The organism is Campylobacter sp. 2457A (assembly GCF_020135895.1).
In the GTDB taxonomy this organism is placed as follows: domain Bacteria; phylum Campylobacterota; class Campylobacteria; order Campylobacterales; family Campylobacteraceae; genus Campylobacter_D; species Campylobacter_D taeniopygiae.
In genome coordinates, this window is sequence record NZ_JACHTO010000001.1 from 1 (window position 1) to 23,276 (window position 23,276).

At 29.1% G+C, this 23,276-nt stretch carries 26 protein-coding genes; 5 read left to right on the forward strand and 21 right to left on the reverse strand.

Annotation, left to right across the window (positions count from 1 at the left end):
- Positions 1-100: 100 nt before the first annotated feature.
- Both H2280_RS00005 and H2280_RS00010 read right to left on the reverse strand, forming a co-directional pair.
- A complete protein-coding gene (locus H2280_RS00005) occupies positions 101-868 on the reverse strand; it encodes a type II secretion system protein (RefSeq protein WP_337215302.1) in 768 nt (255 codons plus the stop codon).
- Positions 834-2,057: a hypothetical protein gene (locus H2280_RS00010; protein ID WP_337215303.1), complete on the reverse strand. Its 1,224-nt coding sequence runs from the start codon at positions 2,055-2,057 to the stop codon at positions 834-836. Before H2280_RS00010 ends, H2280_RS00005 begins: the two co-directional genes overlap by 35 nt.
- Positions 2,058-2,164: 107 nt before the next feature.
- Between H2280_RS00010 and H2280_RS00015 the strand changes: the two genes are divergently transcribed.
- Positions 2,165-2,749, forward strand: a complete 585-nt coding sequence (locus H2280_RS00015; protein ID WP_337215304.1) for an IMPACT family protein — start codon at positions 2,165-2,167, stop codon at positions 2,747-2,749.
- 22 nt (positions 2,750-2,771) lie between these two features.
- Here the strand turns inward: H2280_RS00015 and H2280_RS00020 are convergent, their stop codons facing one another.
- From H2280_RS00020 to H2280_RS00055, 8 genes are all read right to left on the reverse strand, one after another.
- A complete protein-coding gene (locus tag H2280_RS00020) occupies positions 2,772-3,134 on the reverse strand; it encodes a hypothetical protein (protein ID WP_337195264.1) in 363 nt (120 codons plus the stop codon).
- 59 nt (positions 3,135-3,193) lie between these two features.
- Positions 3,194-3,529 (reverse strand): hypothetical protein, encoded by a 336-nt coding sequence (locus H2280_RS00025; RefSeq protein WP_137623200.1) that lies wholly within the window; start codon positions 3,527-3,529, stop codon positions 3,194-3,196.
- Complete coding sequence (locus H2280_RS00030) at positions 3,519-5,096, reverse strand: ABC-F family ATP-binding cassette domain-containing protein (protein ID WP_137623201.1); 1,578 nt, start codon at positions 5,094-5,096, stop codon at positions 3,519-3,521. The genes H2280_RS00025 and H2280_RS00030 overlap by 11 nt, the downstream gene beginning before the upstream one ends.
- A 107-nt stretch (positions 5,097-5,203) precedes the next feature.
- Positions 5,204-5,578 carry a hypothetical protein gene (locus H2280_RS00035; protein WP_337215305.1) on the reverse strand — a complete coding sequence of 125 codons (375 nt, stop codon included), beginning with the start codon at positions 5,576-5,578 and terminating at the stop codon, positions 5,204-5,206.
- A 22-nt stretch (positions 5,579-5,600) separates the two neighbouring features.
- Positions 5,601-5,996: a hypothetical protein gene (locus H2280_RS00040; RefSeq protein WP_337215306.1), complete on the reverse strand. Its 396-nt coding sequence runs from the start codon at positions 5,994-5,996 to the stop codon at positions 5,601-5,603.
- Between the two features lie 12 nt (positions 5,997-6,008).
- Positions 6,009-6,623, reverse strand: a complete 615-nt coding sequence (locus H2280_RS00045) for a toxin-antitoxin system YwqK family antitoxin (protein WP_337215307.1) — start codon at positions 6,621-6,623, stop codon at positions 6,009-6,011.
- Positions 6,620-6,853: a superinfection immunity protein gene (locus tag H2280_RS00050; protein WP_212741633.1), complete on the reverse strand. Its 234-nt coding sequence runs from the start codon at positions 6,851-6,853 to the stop codon at positions 6,620-6,622. Before H2280_RS00050 ends, H2280_RS00045 begins: the two co-directional genes overlap by 4 nt.
- Before the next feature lie 60 nt (positions 6,854-6,913).
- Positions 6,914-7,336 carry a hypothetical protein gene (locus H2280_RS00055; protein ID WP_337215308.1) on the reverse strand — a complete coding sequence of 141 codons (423 nt, stop codon included), beginning with the start codon at positions 7,334-7,336 and terminating at the stop codon, positions 6,914-6,916.
- Positions 7,337-7,499: 163 nt separating this feature from the next.
- Between H2280_RS00055 and H2280_RS00060 the strand changes: the two genes are divergently transcribed.
- The gene (locus H2280_RS00060) at positions 7,500-7,715 is read left to right on the forward strand and encodes a transcriptional regulator (protein ID WP_337215309.1); all 216 of its coding nucleotides are present in this window, start codon (positions 7,500-7,502) and stop codon (positions 7,713-7,715) included.
- Between the two features lie 54 nt (positions 7,716-7,769).
- The gene (locus H2280_RS00065) at positions 7,770-8,723 is read left to right on the forward strand and encodes a hypothetical protein (RefSeq protein ID WP_337215310.1); all 954 of its coding nucleotides are present in this window, start codon (positions 7,770-7,772) and stop codon (positions 8,721-8,723) included.
- Positions 8,724-8,731: 8 nt separating this feature from the next.
- Here H2280_RS00065 and H2280_RS00070 read toward each other — a convergent pair whose 3' ends face one another.
- Positions 8,732-9,304 (reverse strand): YceI family protein, encoded by a 573-nt coding sequence (locus tag H2280_RS00070; RefSeq protein WP_337215311.1) that lies wholly within the window; start codon positions 9,302-9,304, stop codon positions 8,732-8,734.
- 67 nt (positions 9,305-9,371) lie between these two features.
- On the reverse strand, positions 9,372-9,734 hold the full coding sequence (locus tag H2280_RS00075) for an HIT family protein (protein ID WP_337195259.1): 363 nt from the start codon (positions 9,732-9,734) through the stop codon (positions 9,372-9,374).
- A 101-nt stretch (positions 9,735-9,835) separates the two neighbouring features.
- On the opposite strand from H2280_RS00075, the gene H2280_RS00080 reads away from it, so the two are divergent.
- Positions 9,836-10,537 (forward strand): putative metalloprotease CJM1_0395 family protein, encoded by a 702-nt coding sequence (locus tag H2280_RS00080; RefSeq protein WP_337215312.1) that lies wholly within the window; start codon positions 9,836-9,838, stop codon positions 10,535-10,537.
- An 89-nt stretch (positions 10,538-10,626) separates the two neighbouring features.
- On the opposite strand, the gene H2280_RS00085 is transcribed toward H2280_RS00080, so the two are convergent.
- The 9 genes from H2280_RS00085 to lgt form a co-directional block, all read right to left on the reverse strand.
- Positions 10,627-12,348, reverse strand: a complete 1,722-nt coding sequence (locus H2280_RS00085) for a GMC family oxidoreductase (RefSeq protein WP_337215313.1) — start codon at positions 12,346-12,348, stop codon at positions 10,627-10,629.
- 1 nt (position 12,349) lies between these two features.
- The gene (locus H2280_RS00090; protein WP_337195256.1) at positions 12,350-13,078 is read right to left on the reverse strand and encodes a gluconate 2-dehydrogenase subunit 3 family protein; all 729 of its coding nucleotides are present in this window, start codon (positions 13,076-13,078) and stop codon (positions 12,350-12,352) included.
- Positions 13,079-13,193: 115 nt separating this feature from the next.
- A complete protein-coding gene (locus H2280_RS00095; protein ID WP_337215314.1) occupies positions 13,194-13,904 on the reverse strand; it encodes a tetratricopeptide repeat protein in 711 nt (236 codons plus the stop codon).
- 2 nt (positions 13,905-13,906) lie between these two features.
- Positions 13,907-15,733, reverse strand: coding sequence for a dynamin family protein (locus H2280_RS00100; RefSeq protein WP_337215315.1), 1,827 nt, complete (start codon positions 15,731-15,733; stop codon positions 13,907-13,909).
- On the reverse strand, positions 15,723-17,903 hold the full coding sequence (locus H2280_RS00105; protein ID WP_337215316.1) for a dynamin family protein: 2,181 nt from the start codon (positions 17,901-17,903) through the stop codon (positions 15,723-15,725). The genes H2280_RS00100 and H2280_RS00105 overlap by 11 nt, the downstream gene beginning before the upstream one ends.
- A gap of 27 nt (positions 17,904-17,930) precedes the next feature.
- On the reverse strand, positions 17,931-18,656 hold the full coding sequence (locus tag H2280_RS00110; RefSeq protein WP_137623213.1) for a fumarate reductase iron-sulfur subunit: 726 nt from the start codon (positions 18,654-18,656) through the stop codon (positions 17,931-17,933).
- A complete protein-coding gene (locus H2280_RS00115) occupies positions 18,649-20,640 on the reverse strand; it encodes a fumarate reductase flavoprotein subunit (RefSeq protein ID WP_137623214.1) in 1,992 nt (663 codons plus the stop codon). Before H2280_RS00115 ends, H2280_RS00110 begins: the two co-directional genes overlap by 8 nt.
- A 38-nt stretch (positions 20,641-20,678) precedes the next feature.
- Entirely contained in the window at positions 20,679-21,401 is a 723-nt protein-coding gene (locus H2280_RS00120; RefSeq protein WP_337215317.1) for a fumarate reductase cytochrome b subunit, read from the reverse strand.
- 63 nt (positions 21,402-21,464) lie between these two features.
- Positions 21,465-22,280, reverse strand: coding sequence for a prolipoprotein diacylglyceryl transferase (gene lgt / locus H2280_RS00125; protein WP_137623216.1), 816 nt, complete (start codon positions 22,278-22,280; stop codon positions 21,465-21,467).
- Positions 22,281-22,371: 91 nt separating this feature from the next.
- On the opposite strand from lgt, the gene H2280_RS00130 reads away from it, so the two are divergent.
- A complete protein-coding gene (locus H2280_RS00130; RefSeq protein ID WP_337215318.1) occupies positions 22,372-23,256 on the forward strand; it encodes a hypothetical protein in 885 nt (294 codons plus the stop codon).
- Positions 23,257-23,276 lie beyond the last annotated feature (20 nt).

The window sequence follows — 23,276 nt, forward strand, 5'->3', positions numbered from 1 at the left end:
AGATCATTTGTAAAAATTAAGATTTTTAATTTTAAAAAATATGATTAAAATAACTAAGATGTAGAAGTTACTTTGTATGATGCTTAAATTTTATTTTTAACTAAATTTTAGAACACTCTGTTATTTTTCCATTGTAGATGAGTGATTGTTGATTAAAATTGCTAAATTTAGGAATATGAGCATATCCACTTAAAGGATCAATCACTATGCAAATTTGACGTTTGTATTTGGAAGTTAAGCGAATGATGCAATTTTTGCCACTTTTTGCTAAATTTTTATCATAGAGGCTTTTGGAATTTTTAAGCGGAGAATATAATCTTCCCATTTCATCAAAAACAATTCTTGTCGAACCGCTACAAGATCCTTTAAATTCAACTTTTTCTATATCGAAAGTTTTAAAAATATTAAATCTTTTGGTTGCTTTTTCATCATCCTTATCGATCACTCCGCTTTGTCCTGAATTCATGAGTTTTTTAGGATTTAAGATATCTATGGCAATTTCTCTATCAATATTGATATCTGTTTTACCTAAATTTGCATTACCATCGCCATTTTTATCTAAAAAAATAGTATAAGTTTGCTCATAATCAGTCGCTGCAGATTTGATAAAATAGAGTTGCCATCTGCTTTTATACCATTCTCTTTTGGCCACTGCTAGATCTGAATTTCTAAAGCTTTCTTGTATCATAGCTAAATTTCTAAGATAATTGATATCGTTAAGAATTTGTTTTGCACCCAAAATCGATCTGTCTTGTTTTATATTGATTTTAACTATAGAAATAACAATGCCTAAAATAAAAATAATCAAAACAAGTTCTAAAAGAGTAAAAGCCCTACTTAAAGCTTTTGATTTGATATTTTTTTTCAAATTTACCTAACTTGACTTTGATTATTTTTTGATTTTTATCATCTTCTTTATCATTTTTTATAGCACTTAAATAAAAAGTATTGCTATCTTTAATCCCATAAAACTTTAATCTTTTTTGCAAGGCATCAGAAACTCTGATCGCAAAAATATTTTGCTTTTTTAATTCTTGACTTAATTCTTTGGCAAAATGGTAATTGTTTGCAAAATTTCTTTTAGGATTTGAAACTATATAATATAAAAATTGATTTCCTATAATGACAAAATAGCAAAATAGCAAAAAAATAACTGTGCATTCTATAAAAATTTTATATTTCAATCTAAACACAGGCAATCTTACGCGATAGCTTTCCATAAGAGTTTTTATCATCAAAGGGGTGCAAATAACACAAAATGGAAGAAAATCTTCCAAATAAAGTTTTTGCCTTAAAGAAAGCAAGGAGCAAAAAATAAAAGTAATACTCATCAAAAACCAAAGCAAGCTTTTTTTCTCTCTAAACATCAAACGATAAATAACATAAAAAAAATAAATAAAAACAAGCGGAGAAAAACAAGCGGAGAAAATTCCTAAAGTATCCAAAAAATACCCTCTTGGACGTCCACTTATATCAAAGCCGTAAAAACTGATATTGATCCCAAAAAGTATCAAAGATAAATTCAATAAAAGAAAATCTTTTTTATAAATTCCAAAAAAGAAAAAGGTTAAAAATAAAATATTAAATGATTTATCCACACACAAAGAAAGGATCAAAAGAAGATAAAAAAGCCATTTTTTCTCATACTCGTAAGCACAAAGTATTGCTAATGTTAAAGAAATAACTATAGCGGCCTCATTGACCAATAAAGCACTCGCAACAGTGCCAGGAAGTAAAATAAAAAGCAAAAGCGAAAGAAAGGTATCAAGAGGCGTTTTGGTATATTTTTGTGCTAATTTATAAAGTAAAAAACAACTTAAAAAATGAAAAAACAAAATAGGAAATCTTAAGCCAAAATCATTTTGACCCAAAATAAAAGTTCCAAAATGAGTCAGATAATAAAGCAAATCATGCGAAAAAAATAAAAGAGAATTTCTTTCTCCAAAATAAATTTCAGCCTCATCGCTACTGATACTTAAAGTAGAAATTCCATAAAAAAGGGCTAAAAAATCAAAGATCAATAAAATAATAAAATGCGTTTTTTTGACTTTTTTCATGAATTTAATTCTAGCAAATTAATCTTAAATTATAAATTTAGCTTAAAATTGATACTATGCTTAGTTTAATCAAGCTATATATAAATTTTAATTCACCTAAGGTTAAAATGCAAATTGTCACTCAAATTTATACAAGCAGTATTGAAATCAAAAAATCCACTTTTTTAGCTTTTCTTTGTCCTTATGAACATTTTAAAACACTTTTAAGCAATTTAAAACAAGAGCATCCAAAAGCTGTGCATTTTGTCTATGCTTATAGATATTTAAATGATTTTAATCAAATCGTAGAGGATAAAAGTGATGATGGCGAACCCAAAGGAACCTCTGGAATGCCTTCTTTAAATGTTTTAAGAGGTTTTGATCTGATCAATACAGCTGTCATTGTGGTAAGATATTTTGGCGGGATAAAACTTGGTACAGGAGGACTTGTAAGGGCATATAGTGATGCTGTTAATGAAGTGATCTGTCATTCAACTTTAATGCCTTTTGAAATTAAAGAAAAAATTGAAATTGCTATCAATATAAAAAATCTTGGACGCTTGGAGCATTTTTTAAATTCAAACGCTTTAAAATTTCAACGCGATTTTATAGATGAAAGAGTGATTTTGAGTTTTTATGTTAGCAAAAATGAAAAAGAAAAATTTGAGGTATTTTGTAAAAATTTTACACCTCTAGAAATACAAAGACAATAAAGCCCCATGAATGGGACTTTGATTAAATTGCACTTAATAAATCATTCAAAAGAGAGCTATTCTTTTGTTCATTCTGATTTAAAAGATCATTATGCACACTTGCACTTTGAGATCTTAAAGAAAGATCCCCTTCATTTTGTCTAAAACGATAAGCATAAACATTTGAATTTTGAGCGTATGTGCTTAAAGAATGATTTGAATTTGAACTCTCATTGTTTATTTTAGAATCCAAATTCTGCGAATTTTCATTCTCACCTAATCTGTCTAAAAGACTTGTGAAATCAGAATTAGAAGAATAATCCTCAACTTCTTTATCCACTTTTTTATACTGACCACTGATAGCATCGTATTCATACGAGCTTATGGTTTTGTAACCTACTTGCATAACTTTCTCCTTTCAAAATATGCAAAAATTATGCAAGCAAAAATCGTTCCTTTTAAAAATCAATCGTGATGAGTTGGGACATACTCCACATCAATTTCGCGATTTGCTATGAAATTTTCTTTAGCTTTTTTGCAGTTTTCATCACGCATTTTTCGGTATTCATTGCGTATAGTAATTTCTTTATCGCTTAAAGGTCTATCCTCTAAAAAGCTGATGTGAAAATAGGTATCATCAGGCTTAGAATAAGTCTTATAAAAATCGATATAATCAAAATAATCTTTTCCGTTATCAAATTCCACAACTTCTTCGATATAAATAGTCGGACCAAAACCTTTATGATTTTGAGTAAAATGCCCAAAACCTGCACTGTATTGAATTCTAAATTTAGCCATTATTTTCTCCTAAAAATTCTTCATAATTTCCTCTAAAGTCTAAAAGTTTTCCATCTTTTAGTTCCCAAATACGATTAGCAAAAGAACTGATGAGTTCCCTATCGTGACTCACACAAAGCACCACACCTTGAAAATTATACAAAGCTTCTCCTAAAGCAATAATACTTTCAAGATCAAGATGGTTATCAGGTTCATCTAAAAGTAAAAAATTTGGACGCTCTAGCATAAGACGAGAAAGCATCAAGCGATGCTTTTCACCTCCGCTTAAATTTGCGGCCATTTTTTCTTGATCGCTTCCGCTAAAAAGCATTCTTCCTAAACACTTTCTAATCTCATCTAAATCTTTAAATTTTTCACTCATAAGCCATTCATAAAGCTTTAAATTTTCATTGATGATATTGCTTGTATCTTGTGGAAAATATCCAAGCTCTATAGTTGCACCTAAATGTAAATTACCGCTATCTGGAGTGATGGCATTTGCAATGATTTTTGCCAAAGTTGATTTACCCACGCCATTTGCTCCGATTAAAGCAATTTTATCATTTTTTTCTATCTTAAGTTCCAAATTTGAAAATAAACTATGTTCATAAGCTTTAGAAATTCCCTTAAGCTCTAAAACTTCATTGCCAATCTCTCTTCCTAAGCGAAAAACGATACTAGGATCCCTGCGACTTGAAATTTTAATTTCCTCAAGCTCTAATTTTTCAAGTGCCTTAGCCCTACTTGTGGCTTGTTTTGCCTTAGATGCATTTGCACTAAAACGGCGGATAAAATTTTCCAATTCTTCTCTTTCTTTTAAAGTTTTATCGCGTTTAAGTTCAGCTTGTTTTGCTAAAAGCGTCGAAGCCATATACCAATCATCGTAATTTCCAGCAAAATCTCGAATTTGCTTAAAATCAACATCTAAAATTCTCGTGCAAATTTTATTAAGAAAATGCCTATCGTGAGAGATCACTACCAAAGTTCCCTCGTGTCTTAAAAGTTCATTTTCAAGCCAAGAAATTGCCTCTAAATCAAGGTTGTTTGTAGGCTCATCCAAAAAAAGCACATCTGCACCTAAAAACAATACTTGTGCGAGTAAAACTTTAAATTTATCCGCGCTTTGCAAAGTACTCATCAAAGCATCAAAATCTTTGATTTTTAAAGAACTTAAGATTTTTTCGCAACGCGTTTCACAATCGTAATTTGGATCCTCTTCAGCCGTTATCATTTCAAGTTCGCTTAAACGTTCATTGATTTCATCGGTAAATTCTTCACTCATATAAAGCTTTTCTTTTTCTTTTAAAGCCTCATATAATCTTTTATTGGCACACATAACCGCATCTTTAATAGTGTAGTTTTCAAAAGCAAATTGATCTTGCCCTAAAACTGCGATCCTTAAGCCCTCATCAAAAACAACTTCACCGCTACTTGATTCTATTTCACCTGAAAGAATTTTTAAAAAAGTTGATTTTCCAGCACCATTAGCGCCTATAAGTCCATATCTTTGCCCGCGAACGAGTTTTAAATTGACATTTTCAAATAAAAGTTGATTTGCAAAACGCATGGTAAGATTTCTTACTTCAACCATAAAGATTCCTTAGATTTTTTGAAAAATTGTAGCGAAAAAAAGCTTGATTTTAGTTTGATTTGGAATTTAGAGCAATGTTTTATTGCTCTAAAATATAAATGATTGAATTAACGCATAATAATATTTGTAATTTTTACTTTATGTGAATTTAAAATTTCATATGTAATTGTAAAAAAACCTTTATCTCCCATTACTTTTGCATCTACAATAGCAAGACATTCATTATCACGAATTTTTTCAAATGAAGATATAGAATTAATCTCTACCATAGCACCGGGGTATTCTTTAGCTTTTTCAAGATACTCTTCATAATCAACACCCATTCCTTTTAAACCGCTAGAATCATAAGCATTTTGCAAAATTTTATCCTTAAGTATATCTTTTAATTTTTGGATAATTAAAAAATTATTGCACTCGTCAATAGATTGTGCGTTTAAAACCACACAACCTAAAAACAATAATAAAATCATTTTTCGCAACATTGTTTTCCCTCTCTATCATTAATTAATTTTCTTTCATATTTGTAATTTTTATTTTATCCGAATCTAAAAATTTATAAACAATTTCTATAGAACCTTTTTCGTACTTACCTTCATCAATTCTTATTTTAACATTGACAATAGCTTTGCATGTATTTTCATCAAATTTTTCAAAGGAAGAAATAGAATCAATCTCGATATATTCTTTCATATCATCAATAAACTCGAGATACTCGCTTTCATTAACTTCAAAACCTTCAAGTATTTCTTTTAAATTGATAGAGTCGTAAAAATTTTTTACAATTTTATCCTTAAGTATATCTTTTAATTTTTGGATAATTAAAAAATTATTACACTCGCCAATAGGTTGTGCGTTTAAAACTGCACAACCTAAAAATAACAAAAAAATCATTTTTTGCAATATTATTTCCCTTTAGTTAGACTTTTGTATTAAAGCACCATTTTTAAACTCTTGCTCTTTAACAACTGCTCCATTTTCATAAGTTCTAAATACTCCATCTTTGGTGCCGTTTTTATAGCTCCCTTCACTACGCAAAGAACCATCTGCATTATAAAATTTTTGCAAACCATCTTCTTTACCTTCGTCATTATAATTTTCTTCTTTTTTTAAATTTCCATCTTCATAATACTCTTTAAAACTACCCACATATCCTTTTCCGTTGGATGAAAATTTTCCTTCAACTTGTAATTTCCCATTAGGAAAATATCCTTTAAACTCTCCAACTTTTTCGTTGTTTTTATAATTAAGTTCAGCCATAAGCTGTCCATTTTCATAATATTCTTTGCTTATTCCTTCTTTCTTTCCATTTTTATAGTTTTCTTCACTTTCTAATTGTCCTTCGGGATAAAAGGTTCTTTTTACTCCATGAATTCTTGACTCTTTATTATAAGGAATTTCTTCCTTTAAATTTCCATTGCTGTATTTTGTTTGCTGAACTCTAGCAACGTCACTTGGCTGACCTGGAAAATCACTTCCACAACCAACTAAAAATAATACTAACGCAATAAAATATAAAAATTTTTTCATTTTTTCTCCTTATTTTTTTCTTCTCTTATAATAATAGTTTGTTTTACTCCGCTCACAAATGACCAAATTAAACACACTATCCAAACGATTATAGTCCAGCCTAACAAAAAATTAAGCAAAGATATAATCAACCAATTTGAATGTTTCCTGCATAAAGCTATGACTGCAGGCAACATATATAAAACTATCAGTAAAAAACCTGTAAAAGTTCCGAAATCTTCAGCATTCACAAAGTAAAATTTTCCTTTCTTTAAAAATAGAATTACTAGTTAAAAAATTTAAAACAATAATCACTGCATAAGATTAAAAATTTTGTCAAAATTTTGTTTGCGAAGTTTTTTACCCACTAAAAACATATCCACAATCCACCAAATCCAATTTGCAAAACCAAAAATAAAATAACAAATCGCAAAAAAAGTACTTTCAAGCATAAATAAACCACAAATAAAACCAACTAAACTAAGCCCTAAACGAACACATCCTAGTGCCATATCGCCTATCATGAAACGTCCTACTCCAAAAGCACCAAATAAAAAAGTCCCTACCCAAAAGACTAAAGCTGGACTTTTTAACCCAAGCATAGGAAGATTGCTTACAACTTCTTGTTGTTTGCTTTCACTTAAGCTTTCAAATTTTTCTTTTAAAGTCATAGCAGATATGCCATCTTTTGGCAATTTATCCTGCACAGAAAAAAGAACATTGTTAAAATCCATAAACTAAACTCCTTAAAAATAAATAAAACTTTGGAATTATTCCACATTAAAACTTAATTAATATTGAAATATTAAATATTTTTATAATAAATAATTGAATATTTCAAATGTTTTTAATAAAGAAAAACTAATGTAGAATTTTAAAAATTTTAATAGGAATTAGATGATCAAAAAAAGCAAACGCGACATGGCGTATGAAATTGATGTTGATGTAAGCACACTATATAACTGGAGAAAATATAAACCTAATTTATATCGTATTGTCATGCTAGGATTTAAATTTGATGAACTTTTAGAAAAACAGAAAAAAGACTACGAAGAACTCCTTCACATGGAGAAACAAATCCAAGAAGAAATCTCAAAATTTAACAAAGACTAATTTTTAAGTTTTTTTATATAAAATTCTCAATTTTTATTATTTAAAGGTTGATTGATGTTTTTTTTAGATTTTTTAAGTTATTTTAGTTTGATTTTTGAAATTTTAACGTTATTTTTAGCTTTTTATTTTAAAAATACGCGTATATTTTTTATCACTCTTGCTTTACTTATCTTTCATTTGCCTTATTTTTTCAATAGTATATTTCAAGCTCACTTGTTTGTTTCTTTATTTTTGCCTTTGATTTTTGTTTTACTTGGAGTAAAAAAAATATCCAATAAAATTTTAGAAAAAAGCAATCTTAGCTCTTTTTTAATCATCATTTTTATAGCAATTTTAGGTTTTATCCTTCCAAATAACACCAATTTCAATGCTAGTAATTTAGACTTTCATTTAAATGTAATTTTACTTAAACCGATCAATGAACTTGCTTTTTTATTTTTTATCCTTTGTGGTTTTATCTTGATTATACAAAGCTTTAAAAGAAAAGAATATTATCTTTTGTTAGCCTTTGTTGGAGCAAATTTACAATTTTTATTTGATTTTTTTTGTGGCGTTAAATACTTTGAATTTGCTAGTTTGATTTTTTGCTTTGTTATTTTGTATCAAATATATCAAAATTTATTTTTTGATGCTTTGACAAAATTGCCCAATGAAAAAAAATTGATGCATTATCTTAAAGGAAAAGATCATTACATCATCGCCTTGCTTCATTTTAATGAATTGCAATACACTCAAGAATCTTATGTCAAGCTTATTTTAAAACAAATTGCTAAAATTTTAAAACGCTTTAAGACAAAAATTTTTATACAAAACTATGATTTTATTTTAATTTTTGATGACAAAAATACTGCTTTAAATCATCTTGCTTTTCTAGAATCGACTTTAAAAAATACAGAATTAAAATTAGAAAATGAAAACTTTAAGCCAGAATTTAAACTCATATGGGAAGAAAATAAGGATAAAAGTTTAACTTATATTTTAGAAAATCTAAGAGAAAAGCTCTCTTAGATTTGATATTATTTTTCGTTTGCTTCTGCATCAATACTTAAAGCGATATCATCACCTAAAGTAAGCGTAGAAGTTCCGGCGCCAAATTTAAATTCAGAACGCTTGATTTTTCCATTTAAAGAAAAACCTACTTTTTCTTTGCCGTCTTTTCCTTTAGCCATACCGCCTATTTCAGTATCTAAAACCACTTCTTTTGAAACTCCAGCTATGGTTAAGATCCCTGTCATTTTTCCTTTTTCTTTACTAATTTTTTCATATTTTTTCATTACAAATGTCATATCAGGATATTTTTTTGCTTTAAAAAAGTCATCTTGTCTTAAATGATTATCTCTAGTTTGATTATCAGTATTAACAGAGGCTACTTTGATTACAGCTTCAAGTTTTTTAAATTCATAAGTTTTAGGATCAAAATCTATAACTGCACTATAATCTTGAAAATTTCCCTTTACGTTGCTGATTTGCAAATGTTTAATTTTAAAACCGATATCTGTGTGAGCTTTATCTAAAGTATATTCTTGTGCAAATAAACCTGTACTCAAGAAAGATGCAACAACTAAAGAGCTTAGTAGAATTTTTTTCATTTTTTTCCTTTAATAATAATTTTGGTCAAAGAAATTATATAAAAGAAAAAATAATCAATAATTAATATCAATTTAAAGTATTGAGTAAAAATTTCACAAAATCATCAAAATTTGGCAATTTTAAATCTTTCATTTCTCTTTGCTGTTTTCCCCACATACATTCTGGAAAATAAGCGTCATCTTTAAAACGAGCCATTACATGAAAATGAACTCTTGGAACATAGTTTGCAAATGAGGCTATATTGATTTTTTCTGGATTATAAAATTCAATCATAGCTTTTTCACAAAGTAAAATTTTATCAAAAAGTTCTCTTTGTAAATCACTTGGGCAATCGCTTAATTCTTTATAAGGATACTGAGTAAAAATCTTGATCCAAGGAATTTGAGATTCTTCTTTTTCTATGTAAATTAAATCGTTTTTATAAATCATTTTTACGCCTTATTAAATTAAAAATCATAAAAATATTTTACAAAAATTATCAAATTTTTAAGATAAAATGGATAAAATTCTAAAAAACATTAGGAGAATAAATGCAAATTGGCTCAAATTATAGCTCATATTATCATTTTAATCACTCTTCTAATGACTCAAAAAATGGTAATTCTATAGACTTAAAAGATAATGATTCTATAGATACAAAAAATGACGATGATACCTCATCTAGCGAAAATAATCAACAAGATACACAAATGATCAATGGCGTTGAACTTGACGCTAAACAAATTCAGCAACTTAGAGAACTCCAAAATATAGATAGAAATGTAAAAGCACATGAAGCCGCGCATCAAGCCGCTGGTGGTGGATTAGCTGGAGCTGCAAGTTTTACTTACACTAGAGGACCTGATAATCAAATGTATGCTACTGCGGGTGAAGTTCCTATCAGTATGCAAAAAGGAAACACTCCTGAAGAAACAATAGCTAATGCTCGTCAAATTGTAGCCGCAGCTATGGCTCCTGCAGATCCTAGCCCACAAGATTACAAAGTGGCTGCAAATGCAACAAAAATGGAATTTGAAGCTAGAGCAGAAGCGATGAAAATAAAAGCTGAAGAAGCTAAAGAAAAAGAAGAAGAAAACAAGGAAAAAACAGAAGAATCAGATAATGTAGATTCAAAAAATTCTAAACAATCATCCCCTGATGAAACCGCGGATAAAAAATTTAAAAAATTCGTCGCTACAACTTATCAGCAAAATTCTAAAAATAATTACATTCATTTTAGTATCGCTTCTTGATACTCTAAATATACTTTTTGATTTTATTTATTTTGATGCAAAAAAATACTAAGACATTGTATCATCAATAAGCTTGAAAGCAAAAGCTTTCAAGCAAGAATTTTTCCACTTTTATGATATTTCAAAATCCCTTCAGCACAACGATAAGCCAAAGCTCCTACAGTATCTGTTGGATTGTAACCACTATTGTGTTGGAAATTGCCAGCACCTACAACAAAAAGATTATCTGCATCCCAATGTTGCAAATAAGTATTTACTACACTCATTTCAGGATTTGCACCCATGGTTGTTCCACCAGTATTATGAGTGGTTTGATAAGGCACAATGCTATAATTTTTAAGATAAGAACCTTTTTTAATTGATTTTACACCTTTCATTCTTTGTGCTATTTGAGCTGTTTTATCTGTAATGAATTTATGCAAAGCTCTGTCTTGATCTGTAAAATTATAAGTTAAGCGTAAAAGTGGCATCCCGAAAGCATCTTTATAAGTCGGATCTAAACTTAAATAATTATTTTTATGTGGTAAAGAAGCCCCTTGACCTCCAATATAAATATTTCTTGTAAAATTATAGTTTAAGGCTTTTTTAAATTCAGCACCCCATAAAGGAGTTCCTTGAGGGACTGGGGCTGATTGTATAGGGCGACTTCCGGATTGGACACTATAAATCATAGCCCCGTGAAGAAATTTTTCTTTAGAGTGATCAAAATTATCTCCTATAAAATCATCGCAAGTTGTTCCAAGCGCACCGGATCCCATAAAAGTGTTAAATTGCTCATCGAAAAAAGCAGTTGTGCCCATATTCATTTGATAACAATAGTTTTTACCCAAAGTACCCTTGCCTGTTTTTGGATCGTATTGTGATCCAATATCACTCACCATTAAAAGTTTAGCATTATTAAACACATAACTTGTAAGCACGACTATATCAGCAGGTTGAATATATTCTTTCATCGTTCGAGTATCTACAAATTTAACCCCTGTAACCTTACCGTCTTTTTTTAGAATTTGTGTAACATTGCTATAAGTGCGTATGGTATATTTACCTGTACTCATAGCTTTAGGAATGACCGTTGTTATAGGACTTGCCTTTGCTCCATATTCACAACCATACCTTTCACAGAAAGCACAATATTCACAAGGAGCTAATTCTTGACCATCTGGATTAATATAACTAGATTTTGAATTAGCCGCTGGCAATCTAAATGGATGTAAATCCATCTCCTTAGCTGCATTTTCAAAACGTTTGAGTATTTTTGTATTTTCTAAAGGTTTTTGAGGATAAGGACTTGATCTAAAAGAACCCATTTTTTCAGCAAGTGGGTTTGGCTCTCCAGAAATTCCACAAGTTTTTTCAAATTGATCATAATAAGGCTCCATATCCTCATAAGTTAAGCCCCAATCTTGCAAAGTATAATCATCGCCTAATTTATTTCCATATCGCTTAAAACTTCTACTTTTGATTTCAAAATCATAAGGCATAAATCTAAAAGTCCAACCATTCCAATGTACTCCAGCACCACCAACATTGTTTCCAAGCAAAAAAGAACCCATTTTTCTATAAGGTAAAGCTAATTCTTTAAAATCATTTCTAAAAGTAACCGTATCTTTGGAACAATCTTGCATTAAACCATAATTAATTCCATATCTCCACTCATCATGGATAAAATTAAAATTTTCAGTACTTTGCATATGTCCTCGTTCTAAACTAAGGACATGAAGTCCCGCTTTTGTAAGTTCTGCAGCTATAATACCGCCTGTCCAACCTGCGCCTACTGTTACTACATCTATCTTTTTTAATACTTCAGCCATTTTAATCCTCCATATCTGCTAAACCCACAGGTTCGATATTAAAAAATTCATCACTTGAAATTTTATCAATATAACTCATTTGAGCACCAGGATACTGCATCATTCTCCAACCATTTTTATTGTCATTTCCACCATAAATTGGATCTGCCAAAACACCTGCAATTGTCATTTCTCTTAAAAGGGTAAAAAAATAAGAAGATTTAAAACCTACAGTTTGAATTTTACCTTTTTCAAAATCTCTTAAAATTTCATCTTGCTCTTTTCCCCTAAGCGAAGAAAAAGATTTTTTATAACGTTTTTTAGCATTTTCTTCAAGAGCATGAACACCCTCTAAAAAAATATCCTTACGTTTCATAGGGGTTTGATATCCTTGCTCTTTTTTGCCATCTATAAAAGGCCCTTGCATATATTCTCTATCATTGTATCCATACGCCGAGGCTAATTGATTATCAATAAAATAAGGAACACCTAGACCAATAGCTCCTTCTCCTTGCTTATCCTTAGGATAAATTCTTTCACAAGCTGCACTCAGAATATCAAATTCAGTTTGAGTTTGAAAAAACATTCTACCTCTAATTTTGTTTGATTTAGTTTGTAAAGATTTTGGAGAACCTGTAAGCTCTGCTGCTTTTAATACAGCACCACCACCTAAAGTACTTGCAGCTACAACAGAGCCACCCAGAAGTCCTAATTTAAAGAAACTTCTTCTATCTATAATATTATCTTGCATTTTGTTTCTCCTTTACATACGCAATTAAGATTATGTTACTCTTATTAATATTAACTAGACTTTAAATTAGAAAAATAATAAATATTACTAAAATTGATGGGGAGCTATAGAAATTCTAATAAATTTCTATAGTTTTAGAGTTTAATTCTTTATAAGCAGCACAAGCTTCTTTATGTTTTTTATCACAAGCCATACCAAAATAAATTTTAGCCTTTTGCAAATCTTTTGTTTCAAGCTGGTTGTAGCGTCCAAGAAGATAACACGCTTCAGCATAGCCTAAATTGCAAGCTTTAAAATAAAAAGATAGGGAATATTTTACATTTTGCCTTACCAATTCCCCTTTTTCATATAAAAAACCCAATTTATAACAAGCAGCAGCGTCTTTTAACTGACAAGATTTTTTGTAAAAATAAGTCGCCATCTTTCCATCTTTATCTTTTTCATAAAAAAGAGCTATATTGTTACAACTTTTCACATCTCCTAAATTACATGCTTTATTAAAAGCCAAAATTGATTCGTTGGCATAGCCTTGATTTTGCAAAATAAGCCCCATGTTAAAGCAGGCTTCAGGCAAACCTAAATTACATGCTTTATTATAAAGTTTATAAGCAGTGTTAAGATCTCTTGAAATTCCTTGAGCATTTTCAAGCATATAAGCCATAGAAAAACAAGATTTTGCACTATCTTTTTCGCAAAGTTTTTTAAACATATCATACGCTTTAGAAAATTTATTTTCTTCATAAAGCTGCAAGGCTCTTTCTAAATCACTAAAAGCAAAAACGAAACTGCAGTAAATCGATATTAAAATTAGAATTCTTTTTAGCATTTTTATCCCTTTAAAAGTTCGAAAGATTTAATGATTTGGTTTTTTCTTTTATCAAGTTCTGTTTTTTTAAGCTCTATAAAATGTTTTTTATTTTCGATTAAAATTTTATTATCCTTAAAAAAATTCTTGATCATTTTTGTAATAACTGGCTTATCGATCAATAAATTTTCAAATTCATAAACATTAAGCTCCTTTAAAACCCTTTCATAAATTTCACTTTTTTTGGGATAAAATAAAGCAAATTCGGAGCTATCTAACTCATAAAGAGTGCGACTTTGATTTATTTTATCACTTAAAAAGCTAAGGGTGAGTCTTGTCGCGTTTTCATAATTTGCAAAAGCTTTTAAATTGAGTTTTTCAAAAAATAAATCAAGCTCTAATGCATTTTTAAACAAAAGTTCTTTAAAGTCTTTTAAAAAATATTCTTCACTCGCATTTGAAAAAACTCTAAGCTCACTAAAATTTCTATCGCTTTGAAAAACATTATCTTTTTGAATGTTTGAAAATTCTGATTTAAAAAATAAAATTTTCTTTTCCAAAACATTTACCAAATTGACTAAATTTTCCTTAATTTGCTCAAAAGAATGATAAATTTCATTTTTAATTTTTTTAAATTCTTTATTCATAGAATCCGAATGATAAAACATCGATAAATAAGTATCATCAGTTGAAATGTAAGGTATTTTATAGGTATATTTTACGTATAAATTTTTTGTTAAAATTTTTTTTGATTTTTGATAAAAATAAGCTTCTTTTTCTTTAATGCAATTAAAAATTTCATTTGAAATTTTTTCACCGATACTTTTTAATTGATTTAAAATTTGATGATTTAAAATTTCAATTTCTTTTAAAAATCCTTCATATATGGAATTTGCATGTTCTTCATAAGTTTGAAAATTTAAAAAAAGTTGATCAAAAATATCTAAAAAAAGCTTATTTTCATTGTCTAAAATTTTGCATAAATTAAATATTTTTCTTCTTGTAAATTTTTCTTTTACTTTTTGATCATCGATAGATTGTAAAAAATCAATTAAAAGTTCAAAATTAGAATGCTTATAGCTTTCTTGAATTTTAGCTTCTTTGCAAGATATAGCGATAATATCTTTAAAATATTGAGAAAAATTTTTTCTAACATAATTTAAAACACTATCCAGTTCTTGTTCATTTAATTTATCTTTTTGATTTAAAACGCAAATACTATATTCGCCCAAAATTTCCGTATTTTCCTTGATAACCTCTTCTTCGCTTTTTTTTCCTGCATTATCAATTAAACTTAACCAAATAGCTGCATGGATATTTTTTAACTCGCTTAGTGTGGTTAAGGTATCATTTTCGTTTGCATTCAAACCAGGAGTATCAATAAGAGTGATTTTTTTCAATAAAGGCACCGGAGCAAAAATGTGTAAATTTTTAGCCTTTTTAATCTCATTTCTTTGATCTGTATATAAAGCAAGATTTTCTATTTCAGTAATCAAATCGCTACCATCTTCAAATTCCACTCTTAAAAAGTATTCTTTTGCATAATGTAAAAAAGTTGGCTTAAAAGTTACAGGAATGACGCCTGTAGGCAAACATTCTTTTTTTAAGATCAAATTTAAAAGACTTGATTTGCCGCTAGAAAATTGCCCGATAATTGCTATATTGATATTTTTATCTAATGAAAAACATAACTCTTTCAATTCTTTGCTTAATTCACGACTTGGATGCATAAAAGGTTCATTAAGATTTTGACAAATTGTTTTAATTTTTCCGCTAAAACTATCATCATAATGATTAATATAAGCTTTTTCATAAGAACTTATAAAATCATTTAAAATATTAATTTGCATGTAAAAGATCCATTTTAAGCTGTTTTAATTTAGCAATATTTTGTAAATTATCTTCAAAAGAAGTGAGTATATTGCTATTTTTATCATTGATTTTATTCATTAAATCTTCAATATTTTTTAGCTTTTCTTTTTGAATTTCTTCATAATCTTGAAGTTTTTTATCTAAAAAATGAAAAAATGCTCCATTGATATCAAGACTTTGCAAAATATTTTCAAAATTGAAATTTTGAAAAACAGTATTAATGCTTTGAGTCAATTTGATTTCAAGATCAAATAAATCAATATTTTGATTTATAATATTTTCAATTTCAAGTTTTAGTAATATTATTTTTTCATCATTGAAAATATTTTCTATATCTTTAGAAATTTTATCTTTAAAATTTTCAAAATCATTACTAAAATTTTCTTTTAAAAAATCATATTTCAAAGACAGATGAAGTTTTAATTCTTCAATTTTTTTCATATTTTTAAATTTAACTTCTCTTAAAATATCGCTTATACCATCTTTAATCGTTGTATCTATAATCATTAAAATACGTTTTACATCAACTTTTTGAGATTTATTTTTAAAATATTTTAATTCATCAACTAGTCTATCTTTAAGCTGTTTTGCGAGTAATAATACAAGATTGTCAATCCCACTTTCTAAATTGTTAAGTTCCAAAATGGAATTTGAAATCTCATCTTTGGCCTCTTTTAAGATTTTTTTTTGATTTTGCATCTGGAGTAAAAACTGCTTGTTTTGTTCGTCTAAATTTTGTTCTTTTTCTTGTATAAATTTATTTTGCAATTCATATTCTTTTAAAAGATAATCTAACTCTAATAATAATTCTTTTTTATAAGATTCTAAGGCAATTTTACTTTTTTCTCCAGAATAAAGCTCATTAAATAAATAATTTTCAAATTCCTTCATTCCGCTTTTTTCAAGACTTTCTTCACTTGCAAGATTTTTATAAAAATCATTGGCCATTTTCGCACTTACTGATAAAAAGTCAATCTTTGCGACTAAATTTTCATCTTTAAGCTTTTCTTTGAGAACCTTTTTAATATAATTTTTCACCTCATCAAGCTCTTGTTTTTTTAGCAGATCAGCTTTTGTTAAGATGATTAAAAATTTACTCAAACGTGAATTTAATAAACAATGAGTTAAAAACTCGATATCTTTTTGAGTTAATGCTTGTGAAGCATTCATGAGATGGATTAAAAAATCACTCTCTTTTAAATATTCATTTGTCAAAATTTCTCTTTGAATAACCACATCATCAAGCCCAGGAGTATCAACAATGCAAACATTATTTTTTAAAAATTCCAAATCACTTTTAATCTCTATTTTTTTAATCAAAGCCGAAATATTATTTTTAGCAGAACTAAAATTTTTTAAATCTTCTAAATTAATTTTTTGACTTAAGGCCTCATCTTTTATATATTTATCAATATCAAGCTCTAAAACCAAACAATCAAAAAAAGCTTTTAATTCTTCATTAAAGCTAGAAGTTTTTAATATATTTTGCCACTCATATTTATCCCAAAAATAAATCATAACTTCTTTATTTGCACCATAACTTATAAGAGTTAAATTAGCCGTTTCTGGAATATTCGATACCCCTAAAATATCTTTTTTTAAAAGAGCATTTAAAAAACTAGATTTCCCTGAATTCATAATTCCAGTCACTGCGATATTAAAATCTAATTTTTTAAATTTATCTATTTTTTTATGAAGTCTTATTTTTGCATTCTCATCAAAACTTAATTTACAAAGCTCTAAAGCAATAATATCTAATTGATCACATTTTTTTAAAAAAAGTTCTTTTTTATCTACAGCTTTTATTTCCATTTTTTCAATGAAATTAAAAACTTCACAATTATCTGAAATTTTTTGCAAAATTTGCAAAGCATCTAATAATTCTTGTTTTTTAACCCATCCTGATTTACAAAGATTTATCGCACAAATTTGTGCCTTTTGAATGCTAAAAATATCCACTCTTAAATGAATTTTTTCAAAAATAATTCTAAATTCATTTAAAAGAAAATATCTTTCATAATTTTCTTGATTTACGCTTAAAATGATAGCGAGTTCTGATACATCTAAAATATTTTTATCCTCAAAATTGAGATTAAAATCTAAAAATTGAAGTTTATTTTGCCAAATTTTTTGAAGCAAATCTTTCATGTTTCCCCTTTAAAAAAGGGGAATAATCTATTTATTTTTTTGTGCAACAAGTTGTCTTCTCATATAAGCAATTTTGCTTTGCAAAGGTAGATCTTTAGGACAATTATCTTCACAAGCAAGTAAAGACATACATCCAAAAACACCATCATCATCACCGACTAATTCATAAAAATCTTCTATACTTCTATGATCATGCGGATCTTGTAAATATCTTGCTGTTCTTAAAAGTCCCGTAGCTCCTATAAAATCAGGTCTCATAAGCTTAGTTGCACATGAAGCAACACAAATTCCACATTCTATACAACGATCAAGTTCAAAAGTTTCATCCGCAACTTCAGGTTCTATTCGTTCTTCTAGTGCTGAAATATCAGTTTCCTTTTCATTATGAACCCAGCTTTCAACACGTTTACACATACCTTCAAACCATTCTCCAGTATTCACGCTCAAATCTTTAATATGTCTAAACGCTGGCATAGGCATAAGTTCAATAACACCATCTTCATAATCTTTTGTCAAAGTCTTACAAGCAAGTTTTGGCACACCATTGATCATCATAGCACAAGATCCGCAAATTCCCGCACGACAAACAAAATCAAAACTAAGATCAGCATCCATCTTTTCACGAATCAAAGTCAAACATACAAAAACAGTCATAAAAGGAGTTTCTTCAAGCTCATAAGTTACAAAATGTGGTTTTGAAATTTTGCTTAAAGGATTATACTTAAATGCTTTTATAGTTAATTTTCTACTCATAATCCACTCCTATTCTTTGATTTGGTTTTTTAAATTTTGCTTGAAGTTCATAAGGCATTAAAGCATCTTGAATTTCATAACGACTCTTGCCTTCTGCTTCCATTTTTTCACGGATTGCATCCACTTCAGCTTGGCGTTTTTCACTTAAAGGATTTTCGATAATATTACCTTTTGCTCCATATCCACGGAATGCCGGTGGCATTTCCATTTTCATAATATCAAGATCTTCATATTCTACACGTGGCAAGGTTTCACCTTCAACCCAATAAGTATTTGTTCTTTTCATCCAATTTAAATCATCTCTTTTTGGATAATCTTCCCTATAATGTGCTCCACGACTTTCTGTTCTTAAAAGCGCTCCATAAGCAACACAAAGTGCAATTTTTAACATTCTAGGAACTCTATACGCTTCTTCAAGTTCTGGATTAGCACAATCAAGCTCTTTACAATGTACTTTAACATCTAAAGAATCTTTATAAAGTTTTTCCAATTCATCAACAGCTTCTTTAAGCCCCTCTCCAGTTCTAAAAATAGCTACTTTATCCCACATAATCTCTTTCATTCTGTTTTTGATTTCAAAAACATCATGTTTGCCTTCTTTATCTACTAAAGATTTAAGATATTGATATTCTTTACTTAAGAATTCTTTAACAACATTTGTATCCACAACTTCTCCGTTATTTTTACAATATTGTGCAAAATAATCCCCTACAATCATTCCGGCAACTACAGTTTCGGCGCAAGAATTTCCACCCAAACGATTAAATCCATGCATATCCCAACAAGCCGCTTCACCGCAAGCAAAAAGACCATCTAACCATTGACTTTCACCGGTTGGCTTAGTTCTAATTCCGCCCATAGAATAATGCTGCATAGGTAAAACTGGCGCCCAACCTTTTGGACCCTCATCAGCCGGATCAATTCCATTAAAAGTTTTACAAATATCTTGCACATCGCGGAGATTTTTTTCAACATGAGCACGACCCAGTATAGAAATATCAAGCCATAAATGATCCCCATAAGGACTTTTAACACCTTTTCCTTTTCTAATGTGCTCCATCATTCTACGACTAACAACGTCACGACTTGCAAGTTCTTTTTTCTCTGGCTCATAATCAGGCATGAAACGATAACCATCTACATCACGTAAAATTCCACCATCTCCACGACAACCTTCAGTAAGTAAAATTCCACTTGGAACTATAGGAGTTGGATGAAATTGTACTGCTTCCATATTTGAAAGTCTGCAAAGTCCTGTTTCAAGAGCTATAGCCGCACCTGTGCCTTCACAAATAACAGCATTAGTAGTTTGTTTATAAATTCTTCCATAACCGCCTGTTGCTATCATAGTTCCACGCGCGATATAAGCGATCAATTGTCCATTAGTTAAATCTCTTGCAATCACACCTAAACATTTTTTACCATCATGGATAATTCTTACCGCTTCCATTCTATCAATAATCTTAACTTGATGTTTAATAGCCTCATTTGCTACACCATAAAGCATACAATGCCCAGTTGCATCAGCTATATAACAAGTTCTCCATTTTTTGGTTCCACCAAAATCACGTGCATTAATAAGGCCATGAGCTTCTTCTTTTTCTTCAATAACTGTTTTTTGTGCATTAATAACTACAGTTCTTGGTCCTTTTGTTACTCTAGTCCAAGGCACACCCCAAGCTGCAAGTTCCCTAACAGCTTTTGGAGCGGTTTGTGCAAACATTCTTGCTACTTCCTGATCACAACCCCAATCACTTCCTTTAACTGTATCTGCAAAATGAAGATCTTCATTATCTCCTTCACCCTTAGCACCATTTGCAAGACTTGCTTGCATTCCTCCTTGAACGGCTGCAGAGTGAGAACGTTTTACCGGACAAATACTCAAAAGTGTCACACTTTGACCACTTTTTGCAACTTCAATTGCAGCCCTAAGACCTGCTAAACCTCCGCCTATTACCAAAGCATCACTATATTGTATATTCATAAATTTGCTCCATTAGTAAGTTTATATCATTGCAATGGTTAAATTTGATAATTTGCTAAACCAATTTTTACAAAAGCTAAAAGACTTAAAATACCTAAAACTAAGAAAAATATACTTATAACCCATTTAGCTACTTTAAGTTTTTTTCTGCTTTCTTTTGCATTTTTTCCTTCAAACCAACCCCATTTAACGCAAAGCCTATAAAGACCTATACTTCCATGAAGCTCTACGCATACTAAAAGTACAGCATAAAAAAGCCACATAAAATGACTTATTACTCTATCTCCTGACATAGCATCGCTGATTTTATCCGCATTTGTAATGACAAAAATAAGATGAGCAGAACCCAAAAAAAACATTAAAAATCCAGTCAATGCCTGAACCCACCAAAGCGAAGTATCGCTATGTTTCATTGTTTTAGCGTGCACTCTTAAAATTTGATATTGGCGATAATTAATAGGAAATTTTCTCATAGCCAATAAAGCATGGACAAAAAATATCACTAAAACACAAGTTGCTAAAAAAGAGGTAATATAACTCATGATAGGATTATTATAAACAAATTTTAATTCTAAGAAATGAACAACAGAATTAAAAAAATCCCCGCTTACTAAAATTGTAGACACGAAAAACATATGCGCCCACATAAAAAGACCTAAAAAAAGACCTGAAGCACTTTGGATAAAGTCTAATTTTGCAGGCATTTTGCTTTTTTTGCCTTCAATGCTCTTACCCAAATAACCTTCGATAAGCCCACTCATCTATACTCCTTTACAAAAAAATAAAAAAACTTTTGATTATATTACAATAATCTTTAATATAAATTAAATATTTACTTTTTTAAATTTTATCCAAACATAAAATAACAATGCAACAATAAGCATGATCAAACTTAAAATTTGTCCCATACTCATTCCCCAAAGTACAAAACCTATTCCAAAATCAGGCTCTCTAAAAAATTCACAAATAAAACGTGCTAAAGAATACATACAAGCATAAACAATGATTAATTCTCCGCAAAAAGTTTGTTTTAATCTTGCTATATAAACAACAATAAAAACAACAATGCCTTCCAAAAAAGCCTCATATAGCTGAGATGGATGTCTTAAAACTCCATTGACATAAATTCCCCAAGGCACATCAGTTATACGGCCAAAAAGTTCTTGATTTAAGAAATTTCCAATACGTCCAAACACATAAGCTAAAGGCACACTTAAAGCTACTAAATCTAAAAATTTCCAAGGATTTTCTTTGTATTTTTTACAAAATAAAAAAGTTGCTATTAAAAAACCAATAATAGCTCCATGATAACTCATACCACGAATTCCTACAAATTCATTATTAACATAAGGATTAAAAATTTGCCAAGGATGAGTAATATAATACATTGTATGGCTATCATAGATTAAAATATATCCAAGCCTTGCACCCAAAATCACTCCAATTTCTACCCAAACAAAATAACTATCCAAGCATTTATTACTAATGCCCATATTCATCTTTTTGGAAAAAAACTTAGCTAAAGCTAAAGCTAAAATCAAAGCTAGTACATACATAATTCCATACCAATGCACTTTGAGTCCAAAAACACTGAACGCAACAACATCAAAATTTGAATAAATATGTCTCCAAAATTCCATATATTTTCCTAAATTTTTGTTTTCTAAAATATAGCAAAAAAACTTTAACTTGCTATAATTATATAATTTTAATCATTGACAAGGATAAATCATGAAAAAATATTTTTTTATTTTTATTTTTTTATTTTTAAGTGCTTGTAGCAATACCAGTAGCACCTTTGTAAATGTTTCGATGCCTAATTTTAAACCTCAAACTCCTATTAAAACGGAATCTATAGATTCTGGAATTACCATTGCTCTTGAGCCCATTAACATAGAACAAAATAATAATTATTCTGATTATTTTGAAAATTCTGTACTTAAAATTCGCATAGAAAAAGAGATTGAACTTTTAAAAGAAAATTTAGAAGAACAAATGGCTACTGTAGCAAAACTTAAAGGTTATAAAATAGTCAATTCAAATCCTGATTACACCCTTAAAAGTTTAATCAGCATTTATATAGAAGAACAAAATCCGCAAAAATCAGATAGTTTTGTAAGCGGGGATTATGTTAAATCCAATCTAGGAATTCAATTCCAAGGAAAAATAAACTTTATTGACGCTCACAATCCCCAAAATTCAACCGATTTAACAAGCAATACTAAATTAAATTCCTTGATCGCTCTTACTTATCCTATAAAAAATGATGATGGAATTAATATGTTTAAAACCACTATATCCACAGTTCCAACTCAACTTAATAAAGGTTTAGAGCGTCCTGCATTTGAAATTGATAGAAGTTTTATAGCTTTTTATAAAAATACCCTAAATACACTCTATAACAATCTTCCAAAAGCTATAGATATAGCACAATCTTCAAATAATCCTGAAAAATTTAATAGCTTTGATAATAATTCCTCCTTTGAAGAAAACCCTTCACAACAATCTAACCATACTTTTAAAAATATCCCAAATGATAACTCTAATGTAAAAAAAGAAAATGATATAAACAATAATACAAATAAAAATCAAGATGGAGTTATTATTTTTGAATAAATTTTTTGAAAAATTCTTAT

Excerpts from the sequence above, each read along its gene's own strand:
- H2280_RS00010 (WP_337215303.1), bottom strand. The coding sequence starts at position 2,057 with ATGAAAAAAGTCAAAAAAACGCATTTTATTATTTTATTGATCTTTGAT.
- H2280_RS00015 (WP_337215304.1), top strand. The coding sequence starts at position 2,165 with ATGCAAATTGTCACTCAAATTTATACAAGCAGTATTGAAATCAAAAAA.
- H2280_RS00020 (WP_337195264.1), bottom strand. The coding sequence starts at position 3,134 with ATGCAAGTAGGTTACAAAACCATAAGCTCGTATGAATACGATGCTATC.
- H2280_RS00030 (WP_137623201.1), bottom strand. The coding sequence starts at position 5,096 with ATGGTTGAAGTAAGAAATCTTACCATGCGTTTTGCAAATCAACTTTTA.
- H2280_RS00035 (WP_337215305.1), bottom strand. The coding sequence starts at position 5,578 with ATGTTGCGAAAAATGATTTTATTATTGTTTTTAGGTTGTGTGGTTTTA.
- H2280_RS00045 (WP_337215307.1), bottom strand. The coding sequence starts at position 6,623 with ATGAAAAAATTTTTATATTTTATTGCGTTAGTATTATTTTTAGTTGGT.
- H2280_RS00055 (WP_337215308.1), bottom strand. The coding sequence starts at position 7,336 with ATGGATTTTAACAATGTTCTTTTTTCTGTGCAGGATAAATTGCCAAAA.
- H2280_RS00060 (WP_337215309.1), top strand. The coding sequence starts at position 7,500 with ATGATCAAAAAAAGCAAACGCGACATGGCGTATGAAATTGATGTTGAT.
- H2280_RS00065 (WP_337215310.1), top strand. The coding sequence starts at position 7,770 with ATGTTTTTTTTAGATTTTTTAAGTTATTTTAGTTTGATTTTTGAAATT.
- H2280_RS00070 (WP_337215311.1), bottom strand. The coding sequence starts at position 9,304 with ATGAAAAAAATTCTACTAAGCTCTTTAGTTGTTGCATCTTTCTTGAGT.
- H2280_RS00075 (WP_337195259.1), bottom strand. The coding sequence starts at position 9,734 with ATGATTTATAAAAACGATTTAATTTACATAGAAAAAGAAGAATCTCAA.
- H2280_RS00080 (WP_337215312.1), top strand. The coding sequence starts at position 9,836 with ATGCAAATTGGCTCAAATTATAGCTCATATTATCATTTTAATCACTCT.
- H2280_RS00085 (WP_337215313.1), bottom strand. The coding sequence starts at position 12,348 with ATGGCTGAAGTATTAAAAAAGATAGATGTAGTAACAGTAGGCGCAGGT.
- H2280_RS00090 (WP_337195256.1), bottom strand. The coding sequence starts at position 13,078 with ATGCAAGATAATATTATAGATAGAAGAAGTTTCTTTAAATTAGGACTT.
- H2280_RS00095 (WP_337215314.1), bottom strand. The coding sequence starts at position 13,904 with ATGCTAAAAAGAATTCTAATTTTAATATCGATTTACTGCAGTTTCGTT.
- H2280_RS00100 (WP_337215315.1), bottom strand. The coding sequence starts at position 15,733 with ATGCAAATTAATATTTTAAATGATTTTATAAGTTCTTATGAAAAAGCT.
- H2280_RS00105 (WP_337215316.1), bottom strand. The coding sequence starts at position 17,903 with ATGAAAGATTTGCTTCAAAAAATTTGGCAAAATAAACTTCAATTTTTA.
- H2280_RS00110 (WP_137623213.1), bottom strand. The coding sequence starts at position 18,656 with ATGAGTAGAAAATTAACTATAAAAGCATTTAAGTATAATCCTTTAAGC.
- H2280_RS00115 (WP_137623214.1), bottom strand. The coding sequence starts at position 20,640 with ATGAATATACAATATAGTGATGCTTTGGTAATAGGCGGAGGTTTAGCA.
- H2280_RS00120 (WP_337215317.1), bottom strand. The coding sequence starts at position 21,401 with ATGAGTGGGCTTATCGAAGGTTATTTGGGTAAGAGCATTGAAGGCAAA.
- lgt (WP_137623216.1), bottom strand. The coding sequence starts at position 22,280 with ATGGAATTTTGGAGACATATTTATTCAAATTTTGATGTTGTTGCGTTC.
- H2280_RS00130 (WP_337215318.1), top strand. The coding sequence starts at position 22,372 with ATGAAAAAATATTTTTTTATTTTTATTTTTTTATTTTTAAGTGCTTGT.